Here is a 16,053-nt window from a genome sequence, read left to right on the forward strand (position 1 = left end):
CTATTAAGGTAAGTCGATCAGTAGCAGCAAGGCGCCGCTATCTGTGCGGAGAGTCAACTCAGAGGTTTGCTCGATACGGGCAGCGTCACGCTTGGCGAGTCTGGATTCACCGTTCAAGATCAAGTCACCCTCGATTACCATCACATAAATGCGCCGGCCTGGCTCTTGGGCAAATTCGAGTGTCTTACCTGGCGCAAGCTCCGAGAGATACATCGTCAAATCCTGATGGATATGGGCAATACCTTCCCCGGATTGATGGGATACGATCGGCAGCAGCTCATTGCGTATAGCACTTGTGTCATAGCTGCTCGTTTCGTAGGAGGGCGTCAGACCGCTTACATTCGGTGTAAACCAGATCTGCAAAATATGGACGTCCTCAACACCCGGATTAACCTCGGAATGAATAATGCCCGTACCCGCAGACATTCTCTGCACTTCCCCAAAAGTAGTCACAGCCGATTGTCCGGTGCTGTCTTCATGCTTGAGCTGTCCCTTCAACACAACGGAAACGATCTCCATTTCCCGATGAGGATGAGCTCCAAAGCCGCGTCCACCTTGGACAATATCATCATTAAATACACGCAATGGACCAAATTGAGTATTAAGCGGGTCATAGAATTCACCAAATGAAAAGCTGAAATTACTTTGTAACCAACCGTGGTCAGCCGAATAACGAGAGGAAGCAGGGTATACATTTATCATAACTGAAGGCTCCTTTGAACAATCAAAGTGATGAGACTTATTAACTATAATTAATATACCATATTACTTTTTACAAGTAAATAATGAGTAACTTGAAGAAGGCTAGCATTCATGATTAATTTTATTTTTCCTTTTTTTGTCTTAAAAGTATTTACAGACCGACGGTCGGTATGTTAACATATTTTCAACTGCAGGATACCCTGAGAATGAAGGAGCTTAATATGGAACACAAATTGGACCAACAAACCTTATCACAAATTTTATCCGTGACTGAACAGTTGATTAAAGAAATGGGCTGCCAGCAAACGACGCTTCAGATGATTATGGATCGTACTGGATTGTCAAAGGGAGCCATTTACCACTATGTAAAGAGTAAGGATGAGCTTTTTGGGAAAATACTTGAAAGCTACATGACGGCTGTTAATCATCAGTTTCATGAAGCGGTTAAGCAGTCGGTAGACAGTGATATTCGACCTGCGATACAAGCGATTGTGTCGTCGATGGCGGAAAGGGGAGTAAGCAATTCTATATTCATCTATTTGTTGAGCCAACAGCACAAGCCGAATATCGCCGCGATATTAAAGGAGCTGCGCCGAAGCCTGATGGAGCTTACAGAAACATGGATTATGATCGGGCAAGAGCATGGAGCTATTCCAGCTCATGTGGATGTGAAGGTTTTTGCCTCTATGTTTGTGACGCTGTCATATGGGCTACGAGTGAGCCAAATGATCGCAGATGATCAGTATACGCCCCAAATGCAGGATATATTCCGTTTTATGGTCACCGCATTCCAGAAGTAATTTGTGATGAGGTTAGACGTGTGCAAAATTGAGGAGGTCTCACGCGATGAATCGCAAAAAAATCATTCAAAATATGATCATTTCCCTATTGATCAATGGGGGATTGCCTTTGCTCGTTTACACCATTCTGGAGGGACATACGACGGATGTGATGGCGTTATCGCTAGCTGCCATTATTCCACTATTGGATACGTTCTATCATATTCTAAAATATAGGAAGCTGGATGTATTTGCCGCTTTTATGGCAACCGGGTTTATTCTCAGTGCGGGGGCAGTGCTGCTGGGCGGGGATCAACAGCTGATTTTATTAAGAGACTCTTTTGTTACCGGCATTATGGGATTAATATTTCTCGTTTCCCTTTTGTTTCCGAAACCGATTATTTATCATTTTGCTTTTCGCTTCGTTGCTTCTAATAATGAAGATCAGAAGAAGGCATTTGCAGAGAATTGGAATTTTGCCTACGCACGTAAAGTGATGAGGATCATGACGGCTGGCTGGGGAATTGCACTATTGGGGGAAGCCGTTATAAAAGTGATCATGGTTTATTCCATGTCGGTTACAGCGTTCTTGGCACTGTCGCATCTGGTCATGTACGGCATCATAGGTTTGGCGATCTTGTGGACTTATTTGTATAGAAAGCAGTCAGGACGACGGCTGGCCGAAATCAAGAGTGAGGCTTCCATAATCAAAGTATCTTGAAGTGATGAGGTGAATCAAATGGGAATTGCAGAAATTAAAGCTCTTCAAAAGGAGGATCTCAAAGCGGTAAAAAGCTTGTATACGTCCGTCACGCGAAATCTTCGACAAACAGGAAATTACCAATGGGATTGGTTGTATCCTAATTTGTTTATTATGAAAAATGATCTGAAGAGCGGACATTTATTCGGTGTGAGGGATGGCAAAGATATTATTGCTGTCATCGTCGTCGATGACAAGCAAAGCGAGGTCTATTCGTCCTTGGATTGGCAGGATTGTGAAGGCAAGGCTGCCTGCATTCATCGGCTTGCTGTTCATCCTGATCATCAAGGGAAAGGGTTGGGCAAAAAGCTGCTGCAATTCGCCGAAGCTTATATAGCTTCACATGGATATACAAGCATTCGGCTGGATGTGTACTCAGAGAATGATACAGCCCTTGGCATTTATAAGCGCGGAGGCTACAGCCAAAGGGGAAAAGTCCGTTATCCGTTTCGCAAGGTGCCTTACCTTTGTTTTGAAAAGATATTGAATTGAGTAGTCCAACCATTCGCAACTTTTCGATCGAATATGGTATTGTTATTTTTGACAACATTAAATGGAGGTTGGATACATGACAGCTCATATTCAGGCGAAAAAAGGCGACATTGCCGAAGCCATATTATTGCCAGGCGACCCTTTACGCGCCAAGTACATTGCAGAGAATTTCCTTGAGGATGCGGTATGCTACAATCAGGTACGGGGTATGCTTGGATTTACGGGTACGTACAAAGGTCAGCGGATTTCCGTACAGGGGACGGGTATGGGGATGCCCTCGGCAAGTATTTATATTCATGAATTGATCCGCGAGTTTGGGGCAACCGATCTGATTCGCGTCGGAACTTGCGGCGCTATCCAAAACGATGTGCAAATTCGCGACGTTATTATAGCGCAAGCAGCGTGCACCGATTCGGCGATTAACCGGAATACATTCCCGGGGATTGACTACGCGCCTATTGGCAACTTTGATTTAATGAATAAAGCCTATACAACCGGAGTGGGAATGGGACTCGGAATTAAGGTAGGTAACGTCTTTTCGGCGGACATTTTTTATTCTGACGATTTGGATGTGTTGAATAAGCTTGGACGGTATGGCGTTCTTGCCGTGGAGATGGAAACAGCAGCGCTATACACGCTAACTGCAAAGTTTGGTGTACGCGGACTGTCCTTGTTAACCGTCAGTGATCATGTCCTGACGGGAGAACAGACTACACCTGATGAACGACAAACGACATTCAACCAAATGATTGAAGTTGCTTTGAATACCATTTTGAAATAAGAAACACCGAAATGGTTCAGCATTGCTGAAAACAAATGAAGCCTGCTTATCAGCTAGCAAACATTCCTCGACGCCATATTGTCGGGGAATGTTTGCTTTAATCTTAAGCTAAAATGCAATTTATAAGGGAGAAAATGATCTCCTTTTCAGATTTGTAAATTAAAACGTTTACATCACGATTTGAGTTGAGTATACTGAGCGTAATTAACTTAATGAATAAGTTAGTTAGGCTAAACGATTAAGAGCTTATTCAAAAAGAGAAGCGGAACCGAAAGGGGTGTGGAGAAGTAAATTCAAGATACAAGCTCTATAAGAAGAGGAGGCACACATAATGGCATATTTGAATTTGATTGGGGCCACAGTAGTATATTCCAAGGAAGCCAAAGGTGCAGAAGCCAAGGCGGTTGATGTTCTAATTGAGGAGCTGGATAAACGAACAGGAGTCTTGTTAAGCCGCGCAAATGGTTATCCAAAAGGAAACGTTCCGGTTATAGCGATAGGTACAAAGGAGTCCTTTGCGTCACTCGATGAGGGTGAGGATTGCCGACGTTTGCCTAAGGGTCTTCCAACCCTTAAAGCGGAAGGTTATGTAATTCGTACCGTGTCAGATGCCGACTGCCATACGGTTTATATCAATGGCGCAGATGCCCGTGGCGTAATGTACGGAGTGGGAAAGCTGCTGCGATCCTTAAAGTGGAGTGATAACGTCTTACAGTTGGAACACGAGCTCAACCTGAATGAATCTCCGAGCTTCCCTCTGCGTGGCCATCAGCTTGGCTACAGACCCAAAAACAATGCTTATGATGCTTGGAGCACGAATCAATTTGACCAATATATTCGGGATCTGGCTATTTTCGGAGCCAACAGCATCGAAATATTGCCGCCAAGAACGGATGATGATGCTATAGGGCCAGTGATGAAGGTCGAACCGATGGAAATGATGATTCAATTATCAGAAATCATTCATTCCTATGGGATGGATACGTGGGTCTGGTATCCGAATATGGGAGGAGACTACTCGAATCCGAATACGATTGAAGCGGAGCTGGCTGAGCGGGAGCATATATTCAGCAGTGTTCCGCATATTCAGCATATCTTCATCCCAGGAAGCGATCCGGGAGATATGGAGCCTGAACCGTTATTTAAATGGTGCGAACAAGTAGCCCATTTGCTGAATCGTTACCACCCTGACGCTAAGCTTTGGTTATCGCCTCAAGTTATGAACGGGGATCCGACTGCATGGAAAAAGGGATTTTACGAGCAGCTGAGCAAGGAGCCTGCATGGCTGGGCGGAATTGTATTCGGTCCTCATGTGGACGAAGCATTATCGGAGCTACGGAGGATTGTTCCGCAAAAATATCCGATTCGACGTTATGAGGACATCACTCATAATTTCCATTGCCAATATCCGGTCACAGATTGGGACCTCTCCTTCGCATTAACCTTGGGCAGGGAAAGCAGCAATCCTCGCCCGTTGGCGCAGAAGCATATTCATAACGAGCTGGCCTCTTATGCTATCGGTAATCTTTCTTATTCGGAAGGTATTAATGACGACGTCAATAAATTTATTTGGAACGATCAGGATTGGAACCCACAGACGCCAGCTGTCGAAACGTTGCGGGATTTTGCCAGATGGTTTATTAGCTGTGAGCAGGCGGATGGAGTGGCTCAAGGCTTACTGGCTTTGGAGAACAACTGGATCGGCCCTCTGGCAGCTAATGATGGTGTGGAAGTCACCCTGCTGCAGTGGCAGCAGATGGAAAGAGAGGCATCTGAGCGCGTATTGAACAATTATCGCTTCCAGATGGGTTTGCTGCGTGCCTACTTTGATGCCTACACCAAAAGGCGGCTTTTCTACGAAACCGAGCTGGAATATAGAGCCAAAGAAGCGCTTCGGGATGCGAAGCAATTAGGAGCGCTGGGTGCTGTGCAGCAAGCTGAACAGATTCTTGCCCGGGCTGTGACAGAGCTGGTAGCCCAGGATTACCGCAGACGCTGCGAGGAGCTGGCCGACAAACTGTTTGCCAACATCGGATACCAGTTGACCGTGTCACGGCATTATGCGATAGCTCAGGATCGAGGCGCTTTTATGGATGCGATCAATGCTCCCTTGAACGATGCCCGTTGGCTGCTCATCAAGTGTGCCTTGATCAAGAAGGAGCAGGATGAGGCCAAGCAACTAGCGATGATCGATGAGGTTTTGAACCGGATCAATCCGGGGCCTGGCGGATTTTATGACAATTTGGGCTCGTTTCGCAGCAACACCCGTATAGACCCGGGACAGGGATGGGAACAAGACCCCGGCTACCTGTACTCGCCGAGAACGGCTCATGCGGTTTACTTGCTATCAGGTACGCGTGCGGAAGCAAAAGAGAAGGAACTTGGCGGTATTCCACTTGCCTGGATCAATCATATTAATGTGATGCTCGATACCCCGATCATCATTCGTTATGATCAGTTGGACCCATCCTCCGATTACATAGTGAAAGTCGCATATGTAGGAGAGATTGGTGTGGAAGCGCATAAGGCTGTCCAGGTAAAGCTAACGGCTAATGATACCTATGTGGTCGAAGAGAACCTGCTGGTGAACGGGTCAACAGTAACGATCCGTGAATCACTCATTCCCCGGGAAGTGGTTAGCAGTGGTGAGCTGAAGTTAACCTTTCTTCGCACCCAAGGCACCAAGCGATTGAATATAGGAGAAATCTGGTTGGTCCGAAGTGATCGAAGCGAGCAAATATGAGGATGGATCTCATTACTTGACTCATACAATAAGTATATCAACCAAGCTATTCCATAGTGCTGAAAGGCGCTGTTGAATAGCTTTTTGTATTATTCGCATGGTTTCAAAATGAAACAAGATAGAAAAATGAAACAAAGCGTGTATTGTAGAAAAAATGGAACCTCACCTCCCAAATTGGTTGTTACCCCACTGTTTTATGGATGCTATACTGATAATCGTTACAGCAGTAAATTTGCAGGAACCTTTTGCAACCGCTTTCCGGGTTGAATCAACAGTAGGTAACTAGTAAGGAGGGCGTATATAAATGGCAGTAAGGAGCGTAGCGGAGACAAGTAAAGCAGCCGCAACGATTAAAATGACGGAAAGAAGAAAAAGAATTGCCGAGAGTAAGTACCTGTACATCATGCTCTCGTTACCTATCCTTTATTTTATTTTATTTAAGTACGGTCCGATGTTCGGCTTGCTGATCGGCTTTCAGGATTATAATTTTGTTAAAGGCGTTTTTCACAGTGAGTGGGTGGGGCTTCGACATTTCCGTGAGTTTTTAAGTGATCCGTATTTTTGGAGATTAGTAAAAAATACAGTGCTTCTCAATGTGTATATGCTCCTATTTTATTTTCCCACCCCGATCATATTGGCACTGATTTTGAATGAGGTCAGATTAAAATGGTTTAAAAAGCTGTCGCAAACCGTCAGCTACCTGCCGCACTTTCTTTCAACTGTGGTGATATGCGGCATGGTGGTCAATTTTTTCTCCAACGATGGTATGATTAACCGAATTTTGATTGAATTCGGGAGTGACCCTAAGCCATTTTTAATGCTAGCTGAGTGGTTTCGGACGATTTATATCACCTCGGATATATGGCAGGGCGTAGGATGGGGTTCGATTATTTATTTGGCTGCCTTATCATCAATTGATCCGCAGCAATATGAAGCGGCCCGGATGGATGGTGCTAACCGATGGGATCAGATTCGTCATGTTACTTTGCCTGGAATAACTCCAGTTGTAACGATTATGTTCCTGCTTACGCTCGGCAATATGATGTCCATTGGTTATGAGAAAATATTGCTGCTATACACGGGTCCCACCTATGAAACAGCTGATGTGATATCGACCTTCGCTTACCGACGCGGTTTATTGGGGAACGATTTTAGCTATGCTACAGCTGTCGAGCTTTTTCAAGCGGTCATTTCACTTTGTCTGATTACGGCTGCAAACCAAGTGTCGCGGAAAGTGAGTGAAACGAGCTTATGGTGATAGGTCTCTGTCACTGCACATCATGAAAGGAGGATAACATGAAAAAACAAATGACATGGGGCTCCCTTTGCTTTGATGCCTTCATTTATCTGAGCCTGATTGTCGCTATCTTTGCCTTTGTATATCCGCTCTATTACATGTTTATTGTTTCAGTCAGCAATGGAATGAACGTAATGAGGGGGGAAATCAAATGGTTTCCGATCGGATTTAATCTAGACGCGTATTATACCATTCTTACGGATCCCAAAATTATTAGGGCTTACGGCAATACGTTGCTGTTCACAAGTGTGGGTACTTTCATTAATGTGGCGGCGACCGCATTGTGCGCTTACCCCTTATCCCGAAGTAAGCTTTACGGACGTTCTTTTTTTACCGTATTCATTGTCATTACGATGCTATTCCACGGTGGAATGATTCCGACGTATCTGGTTGTTGACAGCTTAGGGCTAATGAACAGCATCTGGGCTATCGTGATACCACCAGCGATCAATGTATGGTATATGATCATTATGAGGACGTTTTTCCAGAACATTCCGAATGAAATCCAGGAATCGGCCTATATGGATGGTGCCCATGAGATCACTATATTTTGGAGAATTATTATTCCGCTCTCGGCTCCTGTATTCGCTACCATGATCATGTTTTACGCAGTATGGCATTGGAATAGCTTTTTTCCTGCTACGATCTATTTACGTGATAACACCATGGTACCCGTCCAAATCATTATGCGCAGTATGATTGTAGATGGCAACGTAGGCGAGGTCAACTCAACGAGGGATCTGACCACGATTCTCATAAGTATGAAGTATGCCGTCGTTATCGTAACCATTTTACCCATTCTCGCAGTGTATCCGTTTATACAAAAATATTTTGTTAAAGGCGCGATGGTTGGATCGTTAAAGGGCTGACAAATCCATTATTGTAGGAGGGGAAAGTATGAACAGACATAAAACGATGTTGCTTTCATCCGTGGCGCTAATGCTGGCTGTTACGGCTTGCTCGAATTCTTCACAAAAGGAAGTGATGAAGGAAGCGACCAAGGAGGGAACAACCACTCCGAAGCCTGCTGCTGCAAGTGGTAAGGCATCCGATGTTCCATTGACCGTAAAGATCCTGAAGGGCTCTTCCAGTATTAATTTACAGGCACCGTTATTCGATTATATATTTGAGAAAACCAATGTAAGGATTCAGTTGGAGCTCGTCACTACGAATTTTGAGCAGAAAGCACAAACGATTATAGCGACCAACAGCCTTCCGGATATTATGGAGGTCGCCTATGGCAAACAAATGTATGTCGACGGTGCCAAGAACGGACTTTTTCTACCGATCAGCGACTACATCAGCGATGCGCCCAATTTGGCCAAAATTATGAAAGAGAATAAAGAAATTGCTAAGAACAATATTGACGGCAAAATCTATTCTTTTCCGAAACTGGGAGCGTGGAAGCTTCAACTGGCTCAAGGGGCGATGATACGATACGATTTGCTGGAGGAATTGGGGCTGGAAGCACCAAAAACCTTTGACGACTTGTATAAGGTGCTGAAAAAGTTTAAAGAGGCATATCCCAATTCCATTCCGTATACCGGAAGAGAAAATGCATTTAATTTATTGAAGCCGCTCGCCTTTGCAATGGGTTCTGGAAATCGGATCTACTACGATCCGAATATAGAAGGCGGCAAATATGTATACGGTCAGGCCCATCCTGAGTTTAAACCGGTTCTTGAATTCACGAGCAAGCTGTTTAAGGAAAAGCTGCTGGACCCCGACTATGCGGTCAATACATCCGATGCCATGAAAGAGAAGCTGGCTTCCGGCAGGTCGTTGTTCTATTACGATAATAACAGCTTCGGTGTCAATTTTAATGAAGCCTTAAAGCCAAAGAATCCCAAAGCCCGATTCGAGCTGCTTCCGTTGATGAAAAACGATCGCGGTCAAACTCGAGGCTGGATGTACAAGAAAGACTGGATGCACAATATCGTCATCAGCTCGAAAACGAAAAATCCACATGAGCTGGTTCGATTCCTGGATTGGTTTTATGGTGAAGAAGGGACACGTGCCACCGCTTACGGGGTTGAAGGGGTTAATTACAAAATGGAGAATGGGAAGCCGGTTATTCTGGATAGCATAATCAAGAAATATGCTCAAACGAAGGACCCTTTCCGCAATATGCAAACCGATCTGGCTACAGGGTTTGAGCAGCTTGCTCTTAATGTCGACGAGCATCCCATGATCGAGACCTCCGCCCCGGAGCTGGTGAAATGGAAAGATATGATTACGACCGAAAAAGGATATGTATACGAGGTAGTCTCTCCACCGTTTACGAATGATGAGCTTTCCCGGTTGAAAACGCTGCAATCCAAGGTGGACACTTTGGTCGATCAGGAAATGGATAAATTCATTATTGGTGTCCGACCTGTTAGTGATTTCGATAAGTTCTCGCAGCAGCTCATAGACAGCGGAGCTCTTGAAATCGAAAAGATATATAACGAAGCCAATCAACGTTACCAAAAACAATAGTTGTGCTTTTAAAGGACTTCTGAAAGGAAAGCCTGCCAGAACCGCGTTTTTAACGGCCTCGGCAGGCTTTTGCATATTTCTGAATGATCACTTGTGGCTAACTGAGCTATCGTAAGGTAGGGCATTCCATTTTGCAGGTTTGGCAGTATAATAAGATCATAAGGAAACGCCTTCATTCAATGGGATAAAGAAAGAGGGTAGTTAGGTAATGAAAACATTGAATTCTAAAGGCTCCGTTCCATTAAACCGCCTCTTTTTACGTATATTGCTCTACTTCCTCTCTTTTTTGATTCCTATCGTATTGATAGGGGCTATTTTTTATGTAACTACGACGAATCGACTCAAAGAAGAATTTACACAAAAGTTTGAAACGAATTTGTATTCGTCTGTTCGAACGATCGACATTTATTTGAATACGGCACAATCCAGCTCGGGACCCAGTTTTTTTTACGAGGTTAAAGCGATTCTGAAGCCATACGCCGAGTATCGCGATGATGAGCGTTTGGACCTAACCAAAATTACACAAACCATCGCAAGAATTTCCAACAATTTAAGTGAGATTATCGATAATATATTTGTGTTTACGGATGATGAGAAGGTATTCAAGCAGGATGGAATGGAGGATTTTCAACAGTTTTTTGAGAATTACAAGTTTATTGGATATGACCCGAATCTGTGGAAAGACAAGCTTATGAACGGCAGGCCGCTTGAGATTTTGGAGCCTACTGAGATTAGAGTCAACAGGTCGGTAAGTAAGCCGGTTATTCCTTTTTTGTTCACCAGTCTGGTTAACGGCCATAAAGCGGTTATGGTGTATACGATTCCAGTTGACATCATCGATAGGACATTGCGGAATCATACCTTGGTTGACTCTACCCAATTCATTGTTATCGACAACAATCACAACAAGGTCATTTGGAGCAGCGCCAAACAACTAACAGAACCAACCGTCATTTCGCAAATTCAGGAGTTCTTTAAATCGGGGAGCCTTCAGCATGGGGAAATGAAGATCAACAAAGAGCCATTCGTCGTGACTCAGGTGATGTCGGAAACGTACGGCTGGAGCTATTATTCGGTGACGCCTGTAGCCGAATTTCGTAATCAAACGAGCTATTACCTCTTTTCTTTATTAACGACCTGCTTCGTGCTGGTTGTGGTCGGTATCCTATTCTCGATTATTTTTACCTTCAATTTGTACAATCCAATTAAACACATACGGGATATCCTTGATCATCCTGAGGAAACCGATGAGCGCGTGGAAATGCCCGACAGACACACGGCATTCGATTTTATTGGCACTCGCATCAATCGGTTGATCGAACATAACCATCAATTCAAGCATGAGCTGGAAACCGTGTCCGTCGGCTATTTGGAGCAATCGCTGTTAAATTTGATTCATGGAAGAACGGCAGTAAACAAACTGGAAATCGGAAACATGCTAAGCAAGCATTTTTCATTTCATAAACCTTCCTTTCTGTGCTGCATGATCCGCTTCGACTTTAAAGAGGCGTTCTACAAGGACATTCAGGATGTGGAGCGGTTACAGATTTTGAGTAAAATGAAAAAGATTATATGGGGGCTTCTGCGGCCTTACGCTAATATTTACTTGATGGAGGAGCATGATCATCTATACATCGGGATTATTAATTTGCAGGACGCGGAGGAAACGGAGCAGGTCAGGAAGGGCTTGCAATCGGTCATCGACACGTTCCACTATGATTCCCGCTATTGCTTCATTTATATTGGGATTGGAGAAATACATGAAGGGATTCAAGGCATAGCACGGTCTTACGCGGATGCGTTGAAGGCGCTGGAATCGGCAGATGGACAGATGGATTTTCAAGTTATAGATGCCGCAGCTGTTTCTCACGATTCGATGCATTATTTGTATTCCTTTATGGATGAAAACAGTATTATCAATTGCTTGAAAGCAGGCGACATGGCCAATCTACGGCTGAAAGTGGACAGTATCGTAGGAAAAAATAAAGAGAAGGGAATCCCCCGCCACTTGATCGCGGAATTGTTGGCTGAAATCTACAATACAGGCTGCCGCTTTCTGGCTGAACGGGGGATCAATCCGAATGAACTGATGGAATCTGGCAGGCTGGGTTCCTTATCTAATCACGATGAACAATTGCTTCTGGTGTTTACTTTTTTTGAGCTGATTATGGATCGTATTTTCATACAGGAGCAGGACGGCTTCAGCGAAATCAGCTCGCTCATTATTGAATACATCCATGAAAACTATCATCATGATTTGGGTCTGGAGAAGATTTCAGGAGAAATGGGCGTTTCCTCCAAATATATTTCACATGTATTTAAAGAAAAAACAGGCGAAAGTCTGATTGGATACATCAGTAAATATCGTATTTCCAAGGCCAAGGAGATGCTGGTGGAAACCGACCTGAATGTGAGCGAGATTTCCAATCGTGTTGGTATATTCAGCCGAACGACATTTATCCGCCTGTTTAAAAAGTATGAAGGTACGACTCCGCTGCTATACCGGAATTTAAGAAGCCGCAATCAATAAAATCTGAAGAGTCGAACAGTCACAGACTTGTAACGCTTGGATGTGTTCAAATTCAAATTCAAATCCGAATTTTATTATCCATATTTTGTAAATCGTCGCCTAGTTTTTGTTTGATTTCGTTGAGATCTCGTTCCATTTGGGCTATAAAGGCAGTCATATCGGAGGCGTGAACGAACAGGTTCATGCCTTCCTGACCCCATGCAATTTCCTGCTCCACTCCCCAGAAGTAATGAATGCCTGCCGCGACTTGAGCGGCTCTTGCCTTACGTATGATCGTGCTTACAGCCTCCTTAAATACAGGGTGTTCGTATTGCTCTGGTACGTTCAGACTGCATGATAAGTCGTGGGGGCCAATCAAGACGCCGTCCAACTGCGGGACCTGCAGGATGGCATCAAGCGCTTCAAGCGCGGGCTGGCTCTCGATATTAACGATCAGTATATTCCCCGCATTAGCCTGCTCCAAGTAAGCAGCAAGCGGCTCCTCGGGAACTTCGTCACCTTGAAGAATACGTGATAATTTCTCTCCTTTTATCGGCCGCAGCTTGACGGCACCACGAAGCGCCTGTACCTGCTCCACGGATTCGATATAAGGTGCTACAATACCGGCTGCTCCCGCATCCATAGCTTTACTTGCTTCATAAGGGTCTGGAGAAGGAATACGTACGATGGGTGCAATGCCGAGCGCTGTATACGTCCGGCACATCCAGGAGAGCATGTCTCGGTCGATGGACATATGCTCCGTGTCGATAAAGACGAAATCAATACCCAGCTTTTGAACTTCTACTGGCCAGCGAGGTGAGGTTGAAATAATCAATGTGCCATAAGCTCTTTGCCCGCTGCGCAGATGATTCTGCAATTCGACTTGATTCATGAAGGCTCCCTCTTTTCTAATCACTTATCCTTACCTTTTCAGGTTAGCGCATGTGGTTCAAATAAGAAACGTCCACTTTCGGAACGGAAGTTTCAATTTAGGCGGAAGACCGATTTGTTTTATTTTCCACCTTGTTTCAATTTTACCGTGAATTCATGCAAAGACTTTAAGCAGTTAGTTGTGGTATTCTATAAGCAAAACCAACCCGAGGGGATTTACTAATGGAAGCTCATTATATCAGCGAATCCAAAAAAAGGTGTTTAGAAGCGGGATTACAAGCAGATATTCTCCCCTTTCCGAGAAATCGATTACATTTGCATGAATTGCATGAAAGAAAGAATAAGTTTGCAGAAGCGATCTCAGTTATGGATTTTTTCAGTGATAAAACAACGAAGTTGTTAGAAGGAACACCGATCCTAATCACGCTGACTGATGATCTGGGGTACATTATCAGTTTCTTCGGGAATGAGGCCATTAGAGAATCGGTTGAGCAATTCGGTATTAAAGAAGGTATTCAGTTTATCGAAAGAGACATGGGAACGAATGTGGTGGACATGGCATTGCAGTACAAAAGGCCAGTAGAGCTTATGGGGACAGACCACTTTCATAACCATCTGCATACGGCAGCCTGCTATTGTGTTCCCTTTGATTTTATGAATGAGGTCGGTGGGTTGACAGGCACGGTTAGCATGATGACATTACTTGATTTTCATAGTAAGTTCGCGTTGCCCTTATTAATCAATATGGTGGACTCCATGCAGCGTGAAATTGTCCTCAGAAGGAAAAATAGAAATCAAAATATTCTCAATCATATGACGCTCAACACGGTAAACAATGGAATTATTATCGCAGATCAGGCCGGCAGCATTATTGAGTTTAACCAGTTGATTGAAAAGGTTACTAATTGTAAGAGGGAAGATGTCATTGGCACCTCGGTATTAAAATTTGACCTATTTGCTCCCTATATGCTCGGAGTGTTACAACACGGGGATCGAATAGAAAATAGGGAGTGTACACTCTCCCTTTTGCACAATAAACAAATGACCTGCTTGCTGGACGCCATCCCTATAGTGGACGACAATCAGGAAATTATAGGTGCTTATCTTCAAATACGGGATATAACCGACCGCATTATGCTTGAGCAGCAAATCATTATGTACGAAAAATTTTCAGCGATAGGGAAGCTTGCCGCGGGAATTGCCCATGAAATACGCAATCCACTTACGTCGGTTATGGGATTTATTCAATTATTAAGGGAAAAGAAGCCCAGTGCTGAAACGAATAGGCGCTATCTGGATATCGTATATAACGAATTAATTGTTTTGAAAAAAATGGTGTCCGATTTCGTACTGATGGCCAAACCGAGCTCTCCGGAAAAAAAAGAATATGTGCTGCAAACCATAATTGAGGATACCGTTCAATTCATGACCAGCCAGGCTAATCTAAAAAATGCGATTCTTACAACGGATTTATGCATTACGCTGATCCTGATATCGATAGATGCCAATCAAATTAAACAGGTGCTTATTAATATCATCCAAAATGCTTTTGAAGCCATGCCCGAAGGCGGTGGAGAAGTAGAGATTAGTCTCACTCCCAATTTGCAGGACAATTGTGTGGAAATAACGATTAGCGATAACGGAGTAGGCATATCGGAAAAGCAAATAAACGAAATATTTAATCCCTTTTATACGACAAAAGAAAATGGTTTAGGGCTTGGCTTGTCGATATGCTATCGAATTATCGAAAGTCATAATGGGAACATTCAAATTAAGTCCAATACAAAGTATGGCACCAAGTTTATTATTACACTCCCGTTTCAAAATTCATAATCCTTAGGATAGTCATATCTTTATCAACTTTAATAACTTCACTGACAGCAGATGTCAGTGAAGTTATTTTATAATGATGATAATCTTTGATTACCGATGTATGGTTGGTATCTCTTGATGAATTGTACAATAAGGAGAACTTGCAAATGAATAATACGGTATATCTTTATGTGTTTGACACAATGGCTGACTGGGAAATAGGTTACTTAACTGCCGAACTGAACTCGGGAAGATATTATAAAAAGGGGCAGGCTCCATCTAAAATAATTACAGTGGGACTTGAAAAGACTCCAGTAACTACAATGGGCGGATTGAAAATATTGCCTGACATCAAACTGGATGAGTGCAGCATTGAAAGCACAGATATATTGATTTTACCCGGTGGAGATACATGGACAGAAACAATTCACCAACCCATCTTAAAATTCGCTGAGAGGTGTTTACAGGAAGGTGTATGGGTTGCAGCGATTTGTGGTGCTACAATAGGACTTGCCCAGACAGGATTGCTGGATTCATGTTGGCATACAAGCAATGATCGGGAATACCTTAAAATGATCTGTCCCACTTACACCGGCGAAAAGTATTACAAAATGGAGTTTGCTGTAACTGATGGAAAACTGATCACTGCATCTGGAACAGCTCCGTTGGAATTTTCTGTACACGTCTTGAATGCTCTGGGTGTGTTTTCTTCAAAAACATTAGATGCCTGGTATAGTTTTCATAAGACTCAAGAATCCAAATATTTTTATGAGCTGATGAATTCAATCCAATGAAGGTATCAACATGTC

Annotated in this window: 13 protein-coding genes; 11 read left to right on the forward strand and 2 right to left on the reverse strand. The window is 43.7% G+C overall.

What is annotated here, in order from left to right:
• Positions 1 to 3: 3 nt before the first annotated feature.
• Positions 4 to 702, reverse strand: a complete 699-nt coding sequence (locus BM210_RS09970; protein ID WP_091167481.1) for a pirin family protein — start codon at positions 700 to 702, stop codon at positions 4 to 6.
• Positions 703 to 923: 221 nt separating this feature from the next.
• Between BM210_RS09970 and BM210_RS09975 the strand changes: the two genes are divergently transcribed.
• The 9 genes from BM210_RS09975 (at position 924) to BM210_RS10015 (ending at position 12,562) form a co-directional block, all read left to right on the forward strand.
• Positions 924 to 1,502, forward strand: coding sequence for a TetR/AcrR family transcriptional regulator (locus tag BM210_RS09975; RefSeq protein ID WP_177237735.1), 579 nt, complete (start codon positions 924 to 926; stop codon positions 1,500 to 1,502).
• A gap of 46 nt (positions 1,503 to 1,548) precedes the next feature.
• Positions 1,549 to 2,202, forward strand: a complete 654-nt coding sequence (locus tag BM210_RS09980) for a VC0807 family protein (protein WP_177237736.1) — start codon at positions 1,549 to 1,551, stop codon at positions 2,200 to 2,202.
• An 18-nt stretch (positions 2,203 to 2,220) separates the two neighbouring features.
• Entirely contained in the window at positions 2,221 to 2,733 is a 513-nt protein-coding gene (locus BM210_RS09985; RefSeq protein ID WP_091167484.1) for a GNAT family N-acetyltransferase, read from the forward strand.
• A gap of 76 nt (positions 2,734 to 2,809) precedes the next feature.
• Positions 2,810 to 3,514, forward strand: coding sequence for a purine-nucleoside phosphorylase (gene deoD / locus BM210_RS09990; RefSeq protein ID WP_091167485.1), 705 nt, complete (start codon positions 2,810 to 2,812; stop codon positions 3,512 to 3,514).
• A gap of 331 nt (positions 3,515 to 3,845) precedes the next feature.
• Positions 3,846 to 6,257, forward strand: a complete 2,412-nt coding sequence (locus BM210_RS09995; RefSeq protein ID WP_091167487.1) for an alpha-glucuronidase family glycosyl hydrolase — start codon at positions 3,846 to 3,848, stop codon at positions 6,255 to 6,257.
• A gap of 355 nt (positions 6,258 to 6,612) precedes the next feature.
• The gene (locus BM210_RS10000; protein ID WP_091167708.1) at positions 6,613 to 7,515 is read left to right on the forward strand and encodes an ABC transporter permease; all 903 of its coding nucleotides are present in this window, start codon (positions 6,613 to 6,615) and stop codon (positions 7,513 to 7,515) included.
• A gap of 38 nt (positions 7,516 to 7,553) precedes the next feature.
• A complete protein-coding gene (locus tag BM210_RS10005; RefSeq protein WP_256223451.1) occupies positions 7,554 to 8,423 on the forward strand; it encodes a carbohydrate ABC transporter permease in 870 nt (289 codons plus the stop codon).
• A 28-nt stretch (positions 8,424 to 8,451) separates the two neighbouring features.
• Positions 8,452 to 10,032, forward strand: coding sequence for an extracellular solute-binding protein (locus BM210_RS10010; RefSeq protein WP_091167489.1), 1,581 nt, complete (start codon positions 8,452 to 8,454; stop codon positions 10,030 to 10,032).
• A 208-nt stretch (positions 10,033 to 10,240) separates the two neighbouring features.
• Positions 10,241 to 12,562 carry a helix-turn-helix domain-containing protein gene (locus BM210_RS10015; protein WP_091167491.1) on the forward strand — a complete coding sequence of 774 codons (2,322 nt, stop codon included), beginning with the start codon at positions 10,241 to 10,243 and terminating at the stop codon, positions 12,560 to 12,562.
• Positions 12,563 to 12,620: 58 nt separating this feature from the next.
• Here BM210_RS10015 and BM210_RS10020 read toward each other — a convergent pair whose 3' ends face one another.
• Positions 12,621 to 13,433, reverse strand: coding sequence for an HpcH/HpaI aldolase family protein (locus BM210_RS10020; RefSeq protein WP_091167492.1), 813 nt, complete (start codon positions 13,431 to 13,433; stop codon positions 12,621 to 12,623).
• 221 nt (positions 13,434 to 13,654) lie between these two features.
• On the opposite strand from BM210_RS10020, the gene BM210_RS10025 reads away from it, so the two are divergent.
• Both BM210_RS10025 and BM210_RS10030 read left to right on the forward strand, forming a co-directional pair.
• A complete protein-coding gene (locus BM210_RS10025; protein WP_091167494.1) occupies positions 13,655 to 15,265 on the forward strand; it encodes an ATP-binding protein in 1,611 nt (536 codons plus the stop codon).
• A 146-nt stretch (positions 15,266 to 15,411) separates the two neighbouring features.
• Positions 15,412 to 16,038, forward strand: coding sequence for a type 1 glutamine amidotransferase family protein (locus BM210_RS10030; RefSeq protein WP_091167495.1), 627 nt, complete (start codon positions 15,412 to 15,414; stop codon positions 16,036 to 16,038).
• Positions 16,039 to 16,053: the final 15 nt, after the last annotated feature.

The organism is Paenibacillus sp. 1_12, from assembly GCF_900114475.1.
Lineage (GTDB): Bacteria > Bacillota > Bacilli > Paenibacillales > NBRC-103111 > Paenibacillus_S.